Source organism: Aquamicrobium segne, from assembly GCF_042656785.1.
Taxonomy (GTDB): Bacteria; Pseudomonadota; Alphaproteobacteria; order Rhizobiales; family Rhizobiaceae; genus Mesorhizobium; species Mesorhizobium segne.
Window position 1 is genome coordinate 1 of record NZ_JBHSLL010000043.1, and the last position, 19086, is coordinate 19086.

The 19086-nt window shown below is 55.0% G+C and carries 11 protein-coding genes and 1 tRNA gene; 8 read left to right on the forward strand and 4 right to left on the reverse strand.

What is annotated here, in order from left to right; translation table 11 throughout:
* Positions 1–225: 225 nt before the first annotated feature.
* The gene (locus tag ACFPLB_RS12385) at positions 226–3411 is read right to left on the reverse strand and encodes an Rne/Rng family ribonuclease (protein WP_378230053.1); all 3186 of its coding nucleotides are present in this window, start codon (positions 3409–3411) and stop codon (positions 226–228) included.
* Between the two features lie 638 nt (positions 3412–4049).
* Between ACFPLB_RS12385 and ACFPLB_RS12390 the strand changes: the two genes are divergently transcribed.
* From ACFPLB_RS12390 to ACFPLB_RS12410, 5 genes are all read left to right on the forward strand, one after another.
* On the forward strand, positions 4050–5294 hold the full coding sequence (locus tag ACFPLB_RS12390) for an N-acetylmuramoyl-L-alanine amidase (protein WP_378230055.1): 1245 nt from the start codon (positions 4050–4052) through the stop codon (positions 5292–5294).
* Positions 5295–5494: 200 nt separating this feature from the next.
* Positions 5495–7951 carry a penicillin-binding protein 1A gene (locus ACFPLB_RS12395; protein WP_378230057.1) on the forward strand — a complete coding sequence of 819 codons (2457 nt, stop codon included), beginning with the start codon at positions 5495–5497 and terminating at the stop codon, positions 7949–7951.
* A 131-nt stretch (positions 7952–8082) separates the two neighbouring features.
* Positions 8083–9214 (forward strand): peptide chain release factor 2 gene (gene prfB, locus ACFPLB_RS12400; protein ID WP_378230059.1). Its coding sequence is split into 2 segments (ribosomal slippage): positions 8083–8148 and positions 8150–9214, totalling 1131 coding nucleotides; the frame shifts between segments, so codons are not numbered across the junction.
* Positions 9215–9288: 74 nt separating this feature from the next.
* The gene (gene argE / locus ACFPLB_RS12405) at positions 9289–10446 is read left to right on the forward strand and encodes an acetylornithine deacetylase (RefSeq protein ID WP_378230061.1); all 1158 of its coding nucleotides are present in this window, start codon (positions 9289–9291) and stop codon (positions 10444–10446) included.
* Between the two features lie 215 nt (positions 10447–10661).
* Positions 10662–10865: a CsbD family protein gene (locus ACFPLB_RS12410; RefSeq protein ID WP_378230063.1), complete on the forward strand. Its 204-nt coding sequence runs from the start codon at positions 10662–10664 to the stop codon at positions 10863–10865.
* Between the two features lie 161 nt (positions 10866–11026).
* On the opposite strand, the gene ACFPLB_RS12415 is transcribed toward ACFPLB_RS12410, so the two are convergent.
* A tRNA-Leu gene (locus ACFPLB_RS12415) sits at positions 11027–11111 on the reverse strand.
* Positions 11112–11355: 244 nt separating this feature from the next.
* Here ACFPLB_RS12415 and tnpA point away from each other — a divergent pair.
* Positions 11356–11784: an IS200/IS605 family transposase gene (tnpA, locus tag ACFPLB_RS12420; RefSeq protein ID WP_378230065.1), complete on the forward strand. Its 429-nt coding sequence runs from the start codon at positions 11356–11358 to the stop codon at positions 11782–11784.
* Positions 11785–12176: 392 nt separating this feature from the next.
* Here tnpA and gltA read toward each other — a convergent pair whose 3' ends face one another.
* Complete coding sequence (gene gltA, locus ACFPLB_RS12425; protein WP_378230067.1) at positions 12177–13466, reverse strand: citrate synthase; 1290 nt, start codon at positions 13464–13466, stop codon at positions 12177–12179.
* Positions 13467–13639: 173 nt separating this feature from the next.
* Positions 13640–15061 (reverse strand): glutamate--tRNA ligase, encoded by a 1422-nt coding sequence (gltX, locus tag ACFPLB_RS12430; RefSeq protein WP_378230069.1) that lies wholly within the window; start codon positions 15059–15061, stop codon positions 13640–13642.
* Positions 15062–15396: 335 nt separating this feature from the next.
* Between gltX and ACFPLB_RS12435 the strand changes: the two genes are divergently transcribed.
* Complete coding sequence (locus tag ACFPLB_RS12435; RefSeq protein ID WP_378230071.1) at positions 15397–17601, forward strand: ComEC/Rec2 family competence protein; 2205 nt, start codon at positions 15397–15399, stop codon at positions 17599–17601.
* A 147-nt stretch (positions 17602–17748) separates the two neighbouring features.
* Positions 17749–18942 (forward strand): septal ring lytic transglycosylase RlpA family protein, encoded by a 1194-nt coding sequence (locus ACFPLB_RS12440; RefSeq protein ID WP_378230073.1) that lies wholly within the window; start codon positions 17749–17751, stop codon positions 18940–18942.
* Positions 18943–19086: the final 144 nt, after the last annotated feature.

The following is a 19086-nucleotide window of genomic DNA, read 5'->3' on the forward strand; positions in this document are numbered from 1 at the left end:
GGACTGGAGACGCATTGCCACAAGATATGACAAGCTTGCAGTCAACTTCGCAGCAACATGCTACTTGGCTGCTATCTGCATATGGTGGTCATGATTGAGTCTCGACCCTAGAGCATTTTGCGGCCAGATGTAAACATCTGGCATCGCATAAATGCAGCTAAAACAAGAACCTAAAGCCTGTCTCTTGAAACTGGTTCTTAAGTTCGGGAGACAGGCTCTAATGCTTCAAAAAAATCCCTTACGCTGCCACCAGCCGCCGCGCTTCGGTTTTTCTTCTGAAGGGGCTGCTTCTGCTTCGCTGCTTTCGGCCGGGGCTGAGGAAACAACAATTTCCGGTTCCTCGGCAGGCGCTTCAACCACTGCTGCCTTGCGGCGTGTGCGCTTCGGCTTTTCGACAGGGGCTTCCTCAGCGGGAGCCTTGGCAACAGGTGCTGCTTTGGCTGCAACTCTGGTCCTGGCTCTGGCTTTGGTGGCCGGAACCACAGCTTCTGCATCCGTTTCTGGTTCGGAAGGAACTGGCGTTTCTGCTTCTGCAGCGGTTGTATCTGCGGAAGCTGTTTCAGCCGCCTTGGCTCTTGGCGTGCGCACGGGGGTGCGACGTGTGCGCTTTGGCTTTGCTGGAGGGGCCTCTTCCTCAACAGGGGCAGCTTCGGCCGCGGGTGCGGCTTTGCTTGTTGCTTCTTCCCTATTCGTGGAAGTTTCTGCTGCAATGGCAGGCTTGTCTTCACCGGGTGTTTCAGCCTGTGGCTCCAGATTGCTATCTGAAGCTGCATCATCGCTGGCAATGATTTCTGCTTTTGCTTCAGGCATGGCGGAAACTGGCGCTACCTCTGTTTCAGTGTCGCCGGTTTCAGAACTTGTGTCGCTGCTTGCCTGATCGCCATCGCCATTGCGATTGCGGCGACCGCCACGCTTGCCGCGCCGACGTTTTCTGGGCTGGGCATCATCGGCCTGTTTGGCGTCACTTTCTTCTTCAGATACAGCTTCTGCTTCATCCCCGCCTGCTTCATCGGCATGGTCCTGGCTTGTGTCAGAATCCTGATCGGCGCTGGTTTCCTGTACCTGTTCGTCATGGTCGCGATCTTTACCGCCCCGACGACGACGCCTGCGGCGACGCTTGCGCTGGTTTTCACCCTGATCATCACCCTCTGAGGCAGCATTTTCTGTGCTGGTCTCTTCAACGTCCTCCTCATCCTCGACAAGGTCTTCAGGTTCCGGCTCGTCGATGATGACGGTTTGTGCGCGGATTTCGACAAAGCCTTCCGGCTTTTCGGCCACTGCACCGCGCGCAATGACATAATGCTGGGAAGCCGTGCTTTCATCGGCCTCCAGCGTGATTGTCACGCCAAAGCGGGTTTCCAGTTCGATCAGTGTGCTGCGCTTGTGATTGAGCACATAAAGGGCTGTGGCTGTGGGGGTGCGTACCGTGATGTGATGGCGTGCATCCTTGAGCAGGAACTCTTCAATGGCGCGAACCACCATCAGGGCCACGGAGGAATCTGAACGCACATGGCCTGCACCGCCGCAATGAGGGCAGACCTTCATGGTTGATTCCAAAACGCTGGCGCGAATGCGCTGGCGCGACATTTCCAGCAGGCCGAAATGTGAGATGCGGCCAACCTGAATGCGGGCGCGGTCATTTTTGAGGCATTCTTTCAGCCGCTTTTCAACCGCCCGGTTGTTGCGGCTTTCCTCCATGTCGATGAAGTCGATGACAATCAGCCCGGCCAGATCGCGCAGGCGCAACTGGCGTGAAACTTCCTCGGCAGCTTCCAGATTGGTGTGAAGGGCAGTTTCCTCAATCGAATGTTCCTTGGTCGAGCGACCTGAGTTCACGTCGATGGAAACCAGCGCCTCGGTCTGGTTGATGATCAGATAACCGCCGCTCTTGAGCGTCACCTGCGGCTGCACCATACGGTCGAGCTGACCTTCAATGCCGGAGCGCACAAAGATCGGCGTGGTTTCCCGATAGGGCTGGACGACCTTTGCATGGCTGGGCATCAGCAGGCGCATGAAATCCTTGGCCTCGCGATAGCCTTGCTCGCCTGCAACCAGAATTTCGCTGATATCCTTGTTATAGAGGTCGCGCACCGAACGCTTGATCAGTGAGCCTTCTTCATAAACGAGGGTAGGGGCAGTGGACTGGAGTGTCAGATTGCGAACATTTTCCCACATTCGCATCAGATATTCATAATCGCGCTTGATCTCGGCCTTGGTGCGGCTTTCGCCAGCCGTACGCAAGATAACGCCCATACCCGCCGGCACGGCAAGATCGGTCATGATCTCCTTGAGGCGTTTGCGATCCTGAAGGCTGGTGATCTTGCGTGAAATACCACCGCCACGCGCCGTGTTGGGCATGAGAACCGAATAGCGACCAGCCAGTGAAAGATAGGTGGTGAGTGCCGCCCCCTTGTTGCCGCGCTCTTCCTTGACCACTTGCACAAGCAAAATCTGGCGACGCTTGATGACTTCCTGAATCTTGTATTGGCGGCGCGGCGACTTGCGGCGGCTGCGAACCTCTTCCAGCGCATCTTCAGCGCCAACCGATTCGACCTCGTGGTCGTCGCCATTACCATTGCCATTGTCATTGCCATGATGAACATCATCGTCATCATCATGGGCAGCAGCCACATCTTCGACGGTGTCGCCATGATCCTGTTCGTCTTCGGCCTCACCCTCGGCAGAAACCGCTTCGGAAATCACATCGCCTTCAACGGCGGCGGCAATGGAAGCAGGCCCGTTATCGGCAGTCTCATCTGATTCTGTTGCTGATTCTGCTGCGGGCTGCTCGCTTTCGTCTTGAGAAGATGCTGGCTGTGCCGGGCTGTCCTGTCCGGTTTCAGCGTCCTGCGCCTCAACTGCCGACGAATCAGAAATTTCATCGATCTGCACGACCACATCAGCCGTATCGTTGGTGCTTATCTCATCTGAAACTGGTGCTTCAGTAGCAGTTTCTTCCTCTGAAACGGCAGCGATTGTGTCGGTGCTTGTGTCTGGGCTTGAGTCGGCGTGGTTTGTGTCCTCGCCGGTATCGCGCGCCCTGCCACCACGGCGGCGGCTACGGCGCGGGCGCTCCTTATGGTCGTCGCGGTCATGTTCATCGTCATGATCATTATGTGCATCCTCGGCTTCCGCCTCAAGCAGCGCCTGCCGGTCGGCGACCGGGATCTGATAATAATCGGGATGAATTTCCGAGAAGGCGAGGAAACCATGCCGGTTTCCGCCATATTCGACAAAGGCCGCTTGAAGCGAAGGTTCAACCCGCGTGACACGGGCCAGATAGATATTTCCCTTGAGTTGCTTCTTGTCCTGGGATTCGAAGTCAAATTCTTCGATACGGTTACCGCGAATGACGACGACGCGTGTTTCCTCGGGGTGGGAGGCGTCTATAAGCATTTTGTTGTTGGGCATTGCTGCGTTTCCTCCCGGCAGCCGTCAGCATCGGTCTGCCGGGCCATGCCCGCTGCCGATGAAAACAAATGAAGGTGCCGGATAATTGTGTGGTCCTGACCTGTTGCCGAAGCGCAAAGACAAAGCCGCCCGCTGCCGTTCTGGCGCGGTGTGATGCGGACCTTTTCATAATGGCGCTTGAAGACATAAACAGTCAGTGAACCTCTTGAACCAAAGCCCGGGGAGCCGGACCAGCTTGTTTGCTCTTGATTTAGAGCCAGTCAGGCGTATCCCGACCGTTTTCCTAAACGCAGACCATTGCCGTTATTCAGCCGATGTCTGCGAAAACCTTTGTGACCAGTCGTAGACCCTGCCGTTCGTCACAGGCTGCCAGCCGTTAAAAGCCTCCAAGCCATCACAAACCGTTGCAGGATTACGATAGTCCACTGCTGCTTTTATGATTTGGCGAGATGGAAGGCAACCCTGTTTCGGACCTGTTCCGGATATTGGAAAACGGGCCATGACCAGAGGCAAAGACCGTGCAGGGTCATTTTGGCAAGGCTGTTTTTGAAAAGGCTTGGTTAACCTTCTTTGGCTACGAATTGTTAATCGAACGCGCTGATCCGTGCGCTTTGATCAATATGAACCAAGGCCCTGCAATGGACGCTACGCAACAAAATATGGGGGCATACAAGATAGCGCGCAAGGCCATCGGTCTTTGCTGTGCTGTTTTGTTGCTGCTGTGTGGAGTGCTGTTTCAAACAAGCGCTTCTGCAGGGGCTGCGCCTGTGATGGTGACGGATTACACCATGACAGGCGATACGGACAAAATGCGCATTGTCCTAAATTTCGACGGGGAGCCGGAGCCGCGCTGGTTTCTGCTGCGGGCCCCACACCGGCTGGTCATTGATCTGCCATCCACACAAATGCGGCTGGCCGTTGATCAACTCAAGGCAAAGGGGCTGGTTGCCAATGTTCGCTATGGCAAAACTGATGGTGACACTTCCCGGTTGGTGATTGTTGCAAAAGGCCCGTTCCTGATCGACAATTTTGATGTCGAGGCCCATAAGGATGACGCGGGATACCGTATTGCGATTGAGCTTTCCGCCGCTTCTGAGCGCCAGTTTGAACAGGCGTTGGCCGAGCAGGCCATAACCACAGCCGCTACGATTGCAGGCGACAAGGGCGACCGCAAGGCGCGCCAGCCACTGCGCCGGTTTACCGTGGTTCTGGATCCCGGACATGGCGGCATAGATGGTGGCGCAGAAGGAATAAGCGGGGTTCAGGAAAAAGAGGTCACGCTGGCTTTTGCGCGTGAATTGAAGGCAAAGCTTGATGCGCTTCGCACATATGATGTGATTCTCACCCGGGACAGTGATGTTTTCCTGCGCCTTGACGAGCGTGTGCGCATTGCACGCCAGCATGAAGCCGATCTGTTTATTTCCATCCATGCCGATACGATTCGGCTCAAAGGCATTCGTGGCGCCACGGTCTATACGGTTTCAGACAAGGCCTCGGATGCCGAAGCGCAAGCCCTGGCCGAGCGTGAAAATCTTGCTGATCAGTTTGGTGGCCCGGAGGTGAAGACGAGCAGCCCTGAGGTTGTTGATATATTGTTTGATCTGATCCGGCGCGAAACCCATTCATTCTCGATGAATTTTGCCAGTACGCTGGTAGGGGAACTGTCAACAACAGTGGGTCTTATCAACAATCCGCACCGTTTTGCGGGCTTTAAAGTGCTGCGTGCGCCTGATGTTCCTTCCGTTCTGGTTGAGCTTGGCTATTTGTCCAATCCTGAAGATGAAGCCCAGCTTCTTGATCCCAAATGGCGCGACAAGGCAGCTTCCAGCATCATCAATGCCATTTCGACCTTTGCCTCGGCCAAGGCTGCGGCAGGTGGTTAAACCTCTGCCTCATCTGAAATTGCTGCGTTGCAAGCACACAACATCATGCGATATTCTTTCATGGTCAGGAAACCTGTTTGTTTCTTGCCGTAATTTGCCCACATCAGGGCGACATGGGTTGCCGATCTTGAACCGTCCCTGAGCTTTTGCATATTACGGCGTTGATCAGGGACAGCGGCAGACTCTCTACTGGAGCGGGCATGATAAGGCTTATCGGCTATTTTTTTGGTATCGGCACAGCACTTGCCTTGCTCGTGGCAGGGGCCGTGGCGCTCTACATTGCCAGCCTGTCCAAGGATTTGCCCGATTATGAGGTTCTGGCAAATTATGAGCCGCCGGTAACAACACGCATCCATGCCTCGGATGGCTCGCTGATGGCCGAATATGCACATGAGCGGCGGCTTTATCTGCCTATTCAGGCCATTCCAGATCGCGTCAAGGCGGCTTTTTTATCTGCCGAGGACAAGAATTTCTACCATCATCCCGGCATCGACCCGACGGGTCTGGCGCGCGCTGTGATCACCAATATCCAGAATATGGGGTCTGGCCGCCGTCAGGTTGGCGCTTCAACCATCACCCAGCAGGTGGCAAAGAACTTTTTGCTGACCTCCGACCAGACCTATGAGCGCAAGATCAAGGAAATGGTTCTGTCGTTTCGTATCGAGCAGGCCTATTCCAAGGATCGCATTCTGGAACTTTATCTGAATGAGATTTTCTTCGGGCTGGGGGCTTATGGAATTGCAGGCGCTGCACTCACCTATTTTGACAAGTCGGTCAGCGAACTGACTGTGTCCGAGGCTGCCTATCTGGCCGCACTTCCCAAAGGACCGTCCAATTATCATCCTTTCCGTCATACGGAACGGGCGCTGGAACGGCGCAACTGGGTGCTCGACCAGATGGTGGAGAATGATTATATTTCTTCTGATGAAGCCAGCCGCGCCAAGGCGGAGGGTCTTGGTGTCAAGCCCCGTCGCGGCGGCACCTATCTGTTTGCCGGTGAGTATTTTACCGAAGAAGTGCGCCGTGAAATCAGCGCCCGTTATGGCCAGACCGCACTTTATGAAGGCGGGCTTTCGGTGCGCACCACCCTTGATCCTGAAATGCAGCGCGTTGCCCGCAAGGCCATGCAGGCCGGCCTCATGAAATATGACACGTTGCGCGGCTTTCGCGGCCCGGTGACGACAATTGACGTGTCTGGTGACTGGGGTGTGCCGCTTGCCGAGGTCAAGGGGCTTGATGATGTGCCGGAATGGACGCTGGCTGTGGTTCTGGAAAGTGGCGCATCCGGCCTTCGCATCGGGCTAAAGCCCGCGCGGCAGGTTTCAGGTGAAATTGTTGCAGAACGTGTTGAAGCCACCGTCTCCAGGGAAGATATGTCTTTTGCCATGCGCCATGTGGTCGATGGCAAAACGCTGAAAGCCAATTCGCCAGCCGATGTGTTCAAGCCCGGCGATGTTATTTTTGTCGAAAAGCGCGAAGATGCTGACGGTGCATACCGGCTTCGCCAATTGCCCGAGGTCAGCGGTGGCATGATCGCCATGGACCCGCATACGGGGCGTGTTCTGGCCATGGTGGGCGGTTTTTCCTATTCGCAGTCCGAGTTCAATCGCGCCACACAGGCCATGCGCCAGCCGGGTTCGGCGTTCAAGCCGATCGTTTATGCAGCAGCCCTTGATAATGGCTATACGCCGGCTTCCGTAATCATGGATGGGCCAATCACCATTCAAAGCGGCAATACCACCTGGTCGCCCAAGAATTATGATGGTCGTGCTGCCGGTCCATCCACGCTGCGGTCCGGCATCGAGCGTTCACGCAATCTGATGACGGTGCGGCTGGCCAATGATATGGGCATGAAGCTGGTGGCCGAATATGCCGAGCGTTTTGGCGTTTATGACAAGCTTGCCCCTTATCTGCCCATGTCGCTGGGGTCGGGCGAAACAACGGTCATGCGCATGGTTTCAGCCTATGCGATCATGGCCAATGGCGGCCGCTCGATCAAACCTTCGCTCATTGACCGGATTCAGGACCGCTATGGCAAGACCGTGTTCAGGCATGATGATCGCGGTTGTGAAGGCTGCAATGCCACTGAGTGGCAAAACCAGCCTGAGCCGGAATTGATCGACAATGCCGAGCAGGTTCTTGATCCGATGACCGCCTATCAGATCACCTCCATGATGGTGGGCGTGGTTCAGCGCGGTACGGCCACATCGGTGGCCGAGCTTGGCCGCCACATTGCCGGCAAGACCGGCACTACCAATGACGAGAAGGATGCCTGGTTCATCGGCTATACGCCCAATCTCGTGGTTGGCCTTTACATGGGCCATGACAAGCCGCGCAGTCTGGGCCGGGGTGCAACCGGTGGTGGTCTGGCGGCTCCCATTTTCAAGGATTTTGTGCGCACCGTGGTCGAAGGCAGGCCCAATGTTGACTTCAAGGCGCCTGAAGGCATGCATTTCGTGTCGATTGACCGCAAGACCGGCATGCAGGCCACACAAGGCCAGCCCGGAACCATCATGGAAGCGTTCAAGCCGGGCACCGGACCTGCCGATTCCTATTGGGTGATCGGTATGGGCGAGGATGGCTCCAGCGGCTATGGTGAAGCGCTTTCGCCGCAGGCCAGCCAGGCCATTCAATCAGGTGGTGGCGGTTTGTATTGACACTTCTTCCGGGCACACAATGCGATGGGCAGGTATAAAAACCTGCCCATTTTGCTTTACAGCCGCGATAGTGCTGCCTATGTATCGCGCCAACCAATCTTTTATGATCAATGAAGAGGACAGCGCCTGCCATGCGCGCCGAAACGCAAAATATTGTCGATGAAATCAAGCAGGCCATAAGCCTGCTGAGGAGGCATCTTTGACTGGGATCAGGCATTAAAAAGGCTTGAATATCTGAATGTTCTGGCAGAAGATTCCAGCCTCTGGGACAATCCGCAAGAAGCTCAGAAACTGATGCGTGAGCGCCAGACCCTTGAAGATGGAATTGGTGCAGTCAAAAATCTGACGCAGGCGCTTGAAGACAATCTCGAACTCATTGCCATGGGTGAAGAAGAAGGCGACGATGCAATCGTCACCGAGGCTGAGGATGCGTTGCGCTCAATGCGCGGCGAGGCCAAGGCCCGTCAGGTTGAAACGCTGCTTTCAGGTGAAGCGGACGGCAATGACACTTATGTGGAAATCCACGCAGGCGCGGGTGGTACAGAAAGCCAGGACTGGGCTTCCATGCTGCTGCGCATGTATACGCGCTGGGCAGAGCGCCGCCGCTTCAAGGTCGAGGTTCTGGAAATCCACGATGGGGAAGAGGCTGGCATCAAGTCGGCCACCTTGCTGGTCAAGGGGCAGAATGCCTATGGCTGGATGAAGACCGAATCCGGCGTTCATCGGCTGGTGCGCATTTCGCCCTATGACAGCAATGCACGCCGCCACACCTCATTTGCCAGTGTGTGGGTCTATCCGGTGATTGACGATTCGATTGTCATCGAGATCCCGGAATCGGATGTGCGCATCGATACCTACCGCTCTTCCGGTTCGGGTGGGCAGCATGTCAACACCACCGATTCGGCGGTGCGTATTACCCATATCCCCAGTGGCATTGCCGTTGCCTGTCAGGCTGAGCGCTCACAGCATAAAAACCGCGCCAAGGCGTGGGAAATGCTGCGCTCACGCCTTTATGAGGAAGAGCTGAAAAGGCGCGAGGCGGCAGCCAACGCAACCGAATCCGCCAAAAGTGATATTGGATGGGGGCATCAGATCCGCTCTTATGTGCTGCAACCCTATCAGCTTGTGAAGGACTTGCGCACCGGCATCGAATCAACCAGTCCCTCAGATGTTCTTGATGGCGATCTCGATGATTTCATGGAGGCATCCCTCTCGCACCGCATCAGCGGCAGCGAAGGAGAGGTTGTTGCCGATCTGGACTGAGTGGTAAGGTCCTTCCTTATGGTTTGCAACCAGACATGCTATCCGGTTGCGGCGTACTATGAGGGCCAGCCCATATGAACAGCATTGAAATTCTCGAAAAGCTCGTGGCTTTCCCTACGGTCAGCCGTAATTCCAATCTTGACCTGATTGGTTATGTCGCCGGGCTTCTGGAAGAGGCAGGCATTGCCATAAAACTTCTTCACAGTGAGGATGGCCAGAAGGCCAATCTGTTTGCCACTATCGGGCCACAAAATGTGCCAGGCGTCATGCTTTCGGGCCATACGGATGTGGTGCCTGTCGATGGGCAGGACTGGAGTGTCCCTGCCTTTGCCTTAAGCAGGCACGATGACAGGCTTTATGGGCGCGGGACGACCGATATGAAGGGGTTTGTTGCCTGTGCGCTTGCCAGTGCACTCAAGGCTGCACGTATGGAGTTGAAAACCCCTCTGCATCTGGCGCTGTCTTATGATGAGGAAATTGGCTGCATTGGTGTGCGCAGTCTGGTGGAGATGCTGGCGGCTGCACCTTGCAAGCCGGTGCTGTGCATTGTGGGTGAGCCAACCTTCATGCAGGTTGCCACGGGCCATAAGGGCAAACTTGCAGCACGCGCCTTGTGTCGGGGGCGTGAAGGTCATTCCGCTTTGGCACCGCTGGCGCTCAATGCCATTCATCTGGGCTGCGACTTTATTGCTGCATTGCGTACCGAGCAGGAGCAATTGGCACAAGGCGGTGCGCGCGATGGCGATTACGACATTGCCTATACAACGGTGCATGTGGGCAAGATAAATGCTGGCGTTGCGCTCAACATCGTGCCCAATTTGTGCCAGGTTGATTTTGAGATCCGTAACATTGCCGCTGATGATGCAGACATCATTCTGGATCGTCTGCGCGTACAGGCAGACAGGATTGTTGCAGCTGCAAAGGAAAAGGCCCCGGAAGCGGCAATCGAAATCGAGGTGTTCAATTCTTATCCGGGCCTTGATACACCGCGTCATTCGCAAGCCGTCACTTTTGTGAAATCGCTGACTGGCGCCAATGACACCATCAAGGTTGCCTTCGGCACTGAAGGTGGCCTGTTCAGCCGCGATGTCGGAACGCCGACAGTTGTCTGTGGACCAGGTTCCATGGCGCAGGGCCACAAGCCGGATGAATTTATCAGTATTGAGCAGATGGCGCGCTGTGACGCCATGCTGGACAATCTGCTACTGCGCCTGGCCGCGGGGCTTGGCTGAAACTTTTCAGATCATCATGAAAATCATGAACTGGTGAGGGAAAGCCAATTACTGGCGAACCATTTTCACGGTCATGCGTTGTTATCCTGTATCTAGAGCATTTTGCAGTCAGGCGGAATCGTCTGACGTCGCAACAATGCGCCTAAAAAAGAAGCTGGAGCAGCGGAAGCTGCGTTCGTTAGAACGCCCGTTGCTCTAAAGCACAGGAGATGACCATGGACTGGAACCGCGTTGAAGGAAACTGGAAGCAGGTTAAAGGCAAAATTAAAGAGCAGTGGGGCAAGCTCACCGACGATGATTTGGACGTGATTAACGGGAAGCGTGATCAGCTTGAAGGCAAGATTCAAGAGCGCTACGGGGCTGCCAAGGATCAGGTGAAGCGCGATATCGATGATTGGTATGGCAAGCAGAACTGGTAGAGTTTCGTGACTGGTTACGCCCCGCTGCCGAAAGGTGGCGGGGTTTTTGTCATATTGAGGGCAAAGAAAGAACATCCATTGCCCGCACCTTCGGCGGCAATTGCCCGCACCTTAGAAAAGGCGTTGCAAATTCAATCGGTTATGATTGAGAAAAATCAAGATGGTGCGGTCGAGAAGACTCGAACTTCCACGGGTTGCCCCACAGCGACCTCAACGCTGCGCGTCTACCAATTCCGCCACGACCGCCCGTGGTAGGAGCCGAATATGTTCAGCAAGCGGCGTGTAGCAAATAGCCTTTCCCGAGACAAGAGCATCTGCCCGAATAATCATGAATTATCATGTTTTAAATGCTTGCCCCCAGTTTTTAAAACCTGTCTCCCGAAACTGCTACACAGTTCGGGAGACAGGTTTAGAGTCCTCGATAGGGGATCTGTAAACCCCACGCCTTTAGGCGGCTGGGATGGTGCCATTTTTTGTGTAGATTGTCTGGATGGAAGCGTACAAACGTGGCAGCCACACGGTTTGGGACTGCAAATACCATCTGATCTGGGTGACGAAGTACCGTTACGGGGTGCTTGGTGGGGATGTTGGTACGCGCTGCCGTGAGTTACTGCGGGAGACGGCGCGTGCCCATGAGATGGTTGTGCACGCCGGATCGATCAATCGGGACCACGTGCATATGCTGGTGTCGACCCCGCCGAGCCTGTCGGTATCGCGCGCGGTGCAGCACCTGAAGGGGCGCAGTTCGCATAAGCTGCTGAGCGAGTTCGGGATATTGCGTAAGCGCTATTGGGGCCAGCATTTGTGGGCGCGAGGTTATTGGGTTGCCACGAGCGGCAATGTGACGGATGAGATGTGGGTTGAATACATCAAAAACCAGACGCCGCCCGAGCCTGACGACAATTTCAACGTTACCTGAACGGGCGCCCAGTCCGCCCGTAGGCGGACCAATCCGGCTTTGAGCCGTAACCTGAAGCCACCGCCTTTAGGCGGTGGAGCATTCACAGGGCTATAGCGTAGGTGTAGTTCTCTGTTTCCTCGGCTTCGGCTCGCCAAACACTGTCGCTTGTCTCTATGGCGTGATGATGGTGGGGACAGCACGTCCGCTTCTTCTATTTTGCAACCGTTTTCCAGAGTATTTTTGAGTACAGATTGAATTATCTGGCGTCGCATAAATGCGGCTAGAACAAGAACCTGGAGCATTCCATCCGTTTTTATGAAAACAGGAAATGCCCCAGATTTTTGTTTATACGCAGGACCTTATCCCAAAGGTCTGCAGCTTTTTTAAAAAATCATGCTCCAGAAGTACGTTCAGCGCTTGGCAATTGGCGTATAATCGCGCTGGGCAGCGCCGGTATAAAGCTGACGCGGACGGCCGATCTTCTGGCGCGGGTCCTCGATCATCTCCTTCCACTGGGCAATCCAGCCGACCGTGCGGGCCAGTGCAAACAAAACGGTAAACATGGTGGTGGGGAAGCCGAGCGCTTTAAGCGTAATGCCGGAATAGAAATCGACATTCGGATAGAGCTTCTTTTCGATGAAATATTCATCGGTGAGCGCAATCTTTTCCAGTTCGATTGCAATATCAAGCAGGGGGTCATCCTTGATGCCCAGTTCACCCAGCACTTCATGTGCCGTCTGCTGCATGATCTTGGCGCGGGGATCGTAATTTTTATAGACCCGGTGGCCAAAGCCCATCAGGCGGAACGGATCGCTCCTGTCCTTGGCCCGGTTGATGAATTCCGGGATGCGGTCAACATGGCCGATTTCAGCCAGCATGTTGAGCGCGGCCTCATTGGCCCCGCCATGTGCCGGACCCCAGAGGCAGGCAATGCCAGCGGCAATACAGGCAAAGGGATTTGTACCAGACGATCCGGCCAGACGAACTGTCGAGGTCGATGCGTTCTGCTCATGATCGGCATGAAGAATGAAAATGCGCTCTACGGCACGCGCCAGAATAGGGTTGACCTTATAGTCCTCGCACGGAACAGCAAAACACATATGCAGGAAATTGGCCGCATAGTTCAAATCGTTCTTCGGATACATGAAGGGCTGGCCGATATGGTATTTATAGGCCATGGCGGCAATTGTCGGCATTTTGGCGATGAGGCGTATGGAGGCGACCATGCGCTGATGCGGATCGGAAATATCTATCGAGTCGTGATAAAAGGCAGCCAGCGCACCGACCACACCACACATCACCGCCATCGGGTGCGCATCACGGCGAAATCCGGTAAAGAATTTCGTCATCTGCTCATGCACCATGGTGTGATGCGTGACACGATAGTCGAAATCTTCCTTCTGGGCCTTGGTTGGCAAATCGCCGTAAAGCAGGAGATAGCAGATTTCGAGAAAATCGCCATGTTCGGCCAGTTGCTCGATCGGATAGCCGCGATGCAGCAAAACGCCAGCATCACCGTCAATATAGGTGATTTCCGATTCGCAACTGGCAGTTGAGGTAAAGCCAGGATCGTAGGTGAAAGCGCCGGTGCTGGCGTAAAGTGACGCAATATCAATGACATCGGGCCCAAGAGTGCCGCTTCGCACATTGAGTTCGTGAGTTTTCCCACCCAGTTCCAGTTTTGCAGTCGATCCGGTCATAGAAAAACTCCTTAAATCAGGTATCACGCCAAGCGGCTAAAATCAGGTTGTATGCAAAATCCGAAAATACGGATTGAAAATTATAATCTGTCAGGCTGCCAGCCATGCATCCTGTACAGTAATGTTGCACTGCAATAGAAGCCTTTCAATGCCATTTTTGCAGTTGCGTAAACTTAATCGATTTGATCTTGAATGCGTCCAAGGCTTTCCTCACGGCCAAGCACATCGAGTACATCAAATACGCCGGGCGAAGTTCCCCGACCCGTCAAGGCGGCCCGTAAAGGCTGGGCGAGCTTGCCCAGTTTCAGCCCCATATTTTCAGCAAATTCACGCATGACAGCTTCCGTGGTTTGAGCTGTCCATTCATCAAGCTGTTGAAAATGCAGCAAAACCTGCTTCAGAAGCGCTTTGGCGTCTGTGTCTAATATGGTTGCAGCCTTTTCATCAAGCTGCAAAGGCCTGCTTGCCGTCAGATAATAGGTATTGGCAGCAAGTTCCACCAGCGTCTTGGCGCGCTCCTTCAGGCCCGGCATGGCTTTTTGCAGGCGCTCTCTGGCTGTTTCATCAAAGCAGGCGGCTATTTCCTCGCCATCGGGAAGCCAGGGCAGGGTTTTGAGGAAAATATCGGTTAAGGCATCAGGATCCATATTGCGCATGTGAACGCCGTTGAGCGCTTCCAGCTTGGCAAAATCAAAGCGGGCGGCCCCCTTGTTGACATCTTTAATGTCAAACCATTCGATCATCTGGGCAATCGACATGACTTCATCATCGCCATGGCTCCAGCCAAGGCGGACCAGATAATTCAACAAGGCTTCGGGCAGATAGCCCATGGCGCGATAGGCCTCGACACCGAGCGCACCATGACGCTTGGAAAGTTTTGCGCCATCTGCGCCGTGGATCAGCGGGATATGCGCCATTTTCGGCACAGTCCAGCCCATGGCATGATAGATGATGGTCTGGCGGGCCGCATTGGTGAGATGGTCATCGCCGCGAATGATGTGAGTGACGCCCATATCATGATCGTCCACCACCACGGCATGCATATAGGTGGGGCTGCCATCTGAACGCAAAATGATGAAATCATCCAGATCCTTGTTGGGGAAGCGCACTTCACCCTGCACCAGATCATGCACCACTGTTTCGCCCTCAGTCGGGGCCTTGATGCGAATGGCGCCTGCAACACCGGCGGGCGCATCAGATGCGGGCCGGTTACGCCAGCGACCGTCATAGCGCGGAGGGCGCCCTTCAGCGCGGGCTTTTTCCCGCATCTCTTCAAGCTCGGCCGGGGTTGCATAGCAATAATAGGCCTTGCCCAGACGCACCAGCTCTTCAGCCACTTCACGATGGCGCTGCGCCCCTTGCATTTGTGAAACCGGCTCGCCTTCCCAGGTCAGGCCAAGCCAGCTCAGGCCATCGAGAATGGCTGCGGTTGCAGCCTCGGTTGAACGCTCGCGATCTGTATCTTCAATGCGCAGCAGCATGGTGCCGCCAATGTGGCGCGCATAAAGCCAGTTAAACAACGCAGTGCGCGCACCGCCTATATGCAGAAATCCCGTAGGGGAGGGAGCAAAGCGGGTGACAATTTTCTCAGACATTTGTTTCTCGCAGAACGCCAAGCCTGATTGCCAGACTTTTGAAAGGCCAGGCCCGTTTGTCGGGCTTTCGCTGTTTGCGCGTTCATGTAGCATAGAGGGAAAGAGGTGCAAGGGGAGAGCCGGTGACTTTATCGTCGGCAAGGCCGCAAAACCCAGAAACCGAGCCTTTTGAGAATGAGCACATATTTTTTGCACGGCCAGTGCCGGATTTGGCAGAAAATATGCAGGCTCCTGACATGGTTTCTGACGTCATTTTTTCTGACCCACCTCTTCAACCTGTTGTAACAAAACCAAAATTCAAAAATCCATGGAAATGGTTGCTGGTCCCCGCAGCAATGCAAGCGCCATGGTTGGCTATCCGCCGGGCTGTGATGCTGGAACAGGAGCGGGGCGCCGGATTTTTACTGATTCCGGTGTTCTTATGCGTGGGGGTGGTCACTTATTTTTCTCTGCCCGATGAGCCGCAATGGCCTGTTTTGCTGGCAATCAATGCATTTGTCGTCATCAGTATCTGGCTGGCTCGGCGCCGACATATGCTTCAGCTTTTCCTGATTGCCCTGTTGCTCTGCCTTGGTGGCGTCTGGCTTTCCAAGCTGGAAACATGGCGGCTTGGAACAAAAATAATTGGCTCCGATATTACCACGCGGTTGAGCGGCCATGTCGTGACAATTGAAGATATGGCCAGCGGGCGCAAGCGGCTTACCATTGATGTTGCCGCGACTTCACGCCCGAAACTGCGCTATCAGCCGGAACGTGTTCGCATTTCTGCCCGCAAGATACCGGCTGAAATCCGGGCCGGCTCTTTTGTCAGCGGATTGGTGCGCCTGTTGCCGCCATCAGGGCCCATTCGACCCGGCAGCTATGACACATCTTTTGCCAGCTATTTCAGCGGCATTGGCGCCAGCGGATTTTTTCTTTCCGGGCCAGAAGTTGAGCCAGAAAAAACCATGGCTGGCCAGACCCCGGCAAAGGCGCGTGTATTGGCGGCGATAGAGCAGGCGCGGCAGGTAATAGCTGAACGCATCCGTCACCATATTGACGGGCCGGAAGGTGAAATTGCCGCGGCGCTGATCGTGGGGGTGCGGGCGGGCATTCCCGAAGCCATTAATGAGGCGATGCGCAAGACCGGAATCTATCATGTGATTTCCATTTCCGGCCTGCATATGGCGCTTGTCGCGGGAACCGTTATGGGGTTTATGCGCGCTTTGTTTGCGCTGTTTCCAGATTTTTCGTCACGCCACCCGGTTCGTAAATATGCGGCCCTTTCGGCCTTGTTCGCCATTTTGTCCTATTTGTTGATTTCCGGCATGGTGGTGGCCGCAGTCCGCTCCTTCATCATGCTGGCCGTGATGCTAATTGCCATTTTGTTCGACCGCAGCGCGCTGACCATGCGCAATCTGGCCATTTCAGCCATCATCATCATTCTGGTCACACCCCATGAGGTGGTTGGGCCAAGTTTTCAGATGTCCTTTGCGGCAACGGCGGCCTTGATTGGCGCTTATGCAGCATGGTCCGATTATCGCACCCGCCGCAGGCAAAGAAAAAATCTCAACCGCCATTCATTTTTGGGCATGGTGTTGCGCCGGTCTGCCTTCATCATGATAGGTCTGGCCGCCACGTCCATCATTGCAGGAACGGCCACCACGCTTTACGCCGCCTGGCATTTCCAGCGCATTGCCCCTTTGAGCCTGCTGGCCAATCTTGCCATCATGCCGGTGGTCTCGGTGATCGTCATGCCTTTTGCGGTTTTTTCGTCTCTGGCCATGCCGTTTGGGCTGGAGGGGCCATTTTTGCAGGTCATGGGCCTTGGCCTGAGCCTGATGATTTATCTTTCACAGCGTATTGCCGAGATTTCGCCAATCGATGCGATCGGGCTGATTTCAGCGGAATCGGTGCTTTTCACAACCATTGCGCTGGTGATTGCAACATTTGCCACGACATGGCTGCGCTGGGTGGCATTGCCGATTGCCGCTATAGGCCTGTTGGTGCTGGGGGGAGAACCTGCACCTGATGCGCTGATTTCAGAAGATGGACGATTGCTTGCCGTCGTGATGGACGATGGACAGATTGCTGTTAATCGCGCTCGTCCCAATGCTTTTACCATGGATGACTGGCGACGGGCCGTTAAGGCTGACAGCGTGCTGACGCCCCGCTCCGGCAAGGGCTTTGAATGTGCGAATAGTATTTGTGCTGTGCGCCACCCGTCGGGTGCGCAGATTGTGCAGGTTCCTGACGCCCAGATAGCGAGCCGTTTTTGTACGTCAGCCAGCCTGATCGTGATTGAGGATGCAACGGCTCACAATCCTTGCCGCGAAACAAAAGTAGCCATCATTACCAACCGTGATCTGGCGCAGCGGGGGAGTGCGGCAGTTTTTTTCACACAAAACGCTTTGTCCGGCTCTGCGCCCGAAATACGCTTTGCCATTGATGGGAAAAAATATCGCCCATGGCACAGCCAGCGCGCATTTTCACGTGCCGCCAGAGGATTGCCGCCCTATGTGCCAAAAACCTCGGGCAAAACTTCTTCCGCGTCAAAATGATCGAGAGCCGCCATGCGGCCTGATGACATGAATTTGCCCGCTTGCCGCCACAATGTCTTAACAGACTGCTAAGACATTCCTGCGCAAATGAATGCTGAGCAGAAGCAGGAGGCTGTGCCTTCGTTCTGAAGTCAGGGGATTGTTTTGTTGTACCTCACTGCGCGGCCGCGTCTTCGTCGCACTCTTACCATTATGTCCTTTGCCGTATCAGCCGTTGCTTTGGCTGCTTGCGCAACTCCGCAGCCCAAGGAACAGTCAAAGGCGCGTTCCAAGGAATATTTCCCTGAATCCAAATATGGTGTGAAGGCAAGCCCGCGCGTGGCGCAGGGGTCAAAGATCAGGCGTGGCGGCGGTCGTGACCAGACTGGCAAGCCCTATAAGGTGGCTGGCAAGTGGTACACGCCCAAGGAAGACACCACATATGTCAAGACCGGCTCGGCCTCCTGGTATGGCGATGCTTTCCACGGACGCCTGACCGCCAATGGCGAAGTTTACGACATGGAGCATCTGACCGCCGCCCATCCCACCATGCCGCTGCCCAGCTATGCCCGCGTCACCAATGTGAAAAATGGCAGTTCTGTCATTGTGCGGGTCAATGATCGGGGGCCTTATCATGGCAACCGGGTGATCGATCTGTCGAAACGCGCTGCCGACATGCTGGGCTATCGCATGGCAGGCACAGCGCAGGTAAAAGTTGAATATGTCGGGCGTGCGCCGCTGGAGGGTGATGATGAACCTTATCTGGTAGCGACCTATCAACCCGGAAATCAGGCTCCTGATCCATCGGTCGGTCTGCCCACAGGCGTAATGATCGCCATGAATGGCGCAACGCCGAGCAGAAGCAGACATGCAAGCCCGATGCCCTTTCCGCCTCAGCCGGTTGGTGCGCCTTCTGGAATGGCCTTTGGCAATGGCGGCTTGCCAGATCAGGTGCCGGTTGCGCCAAACCGTCCGGATTTCGAGCTGCCGCCGGATTCACCTTTCGCGCTGGCCTCGCTTTCCTATGCGGATGAGCGCATTTCTTCTGCCGCACAGGCATTTGACGCTGTCGATCGCAGTGGTTTGACTGCGCAGGCTGTTTCAGCCTCATGGAAAGCCAACAATGCAAGGGTACCTGGCGCCGATTATGTTGTTGCCGGTAGTTTTGAAAATTCCGGCGCTGCCCGCCAGCTTGCCGAGCGCCTTTCCTCGCTTGGCAAAATCTCGATCAGCCAGTCTGATTTTGAGGGGCGTACATGGCATAGCGTTGAAATCTATGATGATGGTCATGCCAGTCTGGACGCCATATTGCTGGCAGCATGGAAAAATGGTGCGCCTGATGCGCTGGTGGTGCGCAACTGATTTGCACTTGAGCCAATCAGTTTAAAAAATGCATCCTGGTTGATTTGCAACGCAGCACCCTGTTAGAGCATTTTGCAGTCAGATGCTTGCATCTGGCGTCGCATAAATGCGGCTAAAAAAGAAGCTGGAGCAGCGGAAGCTGCG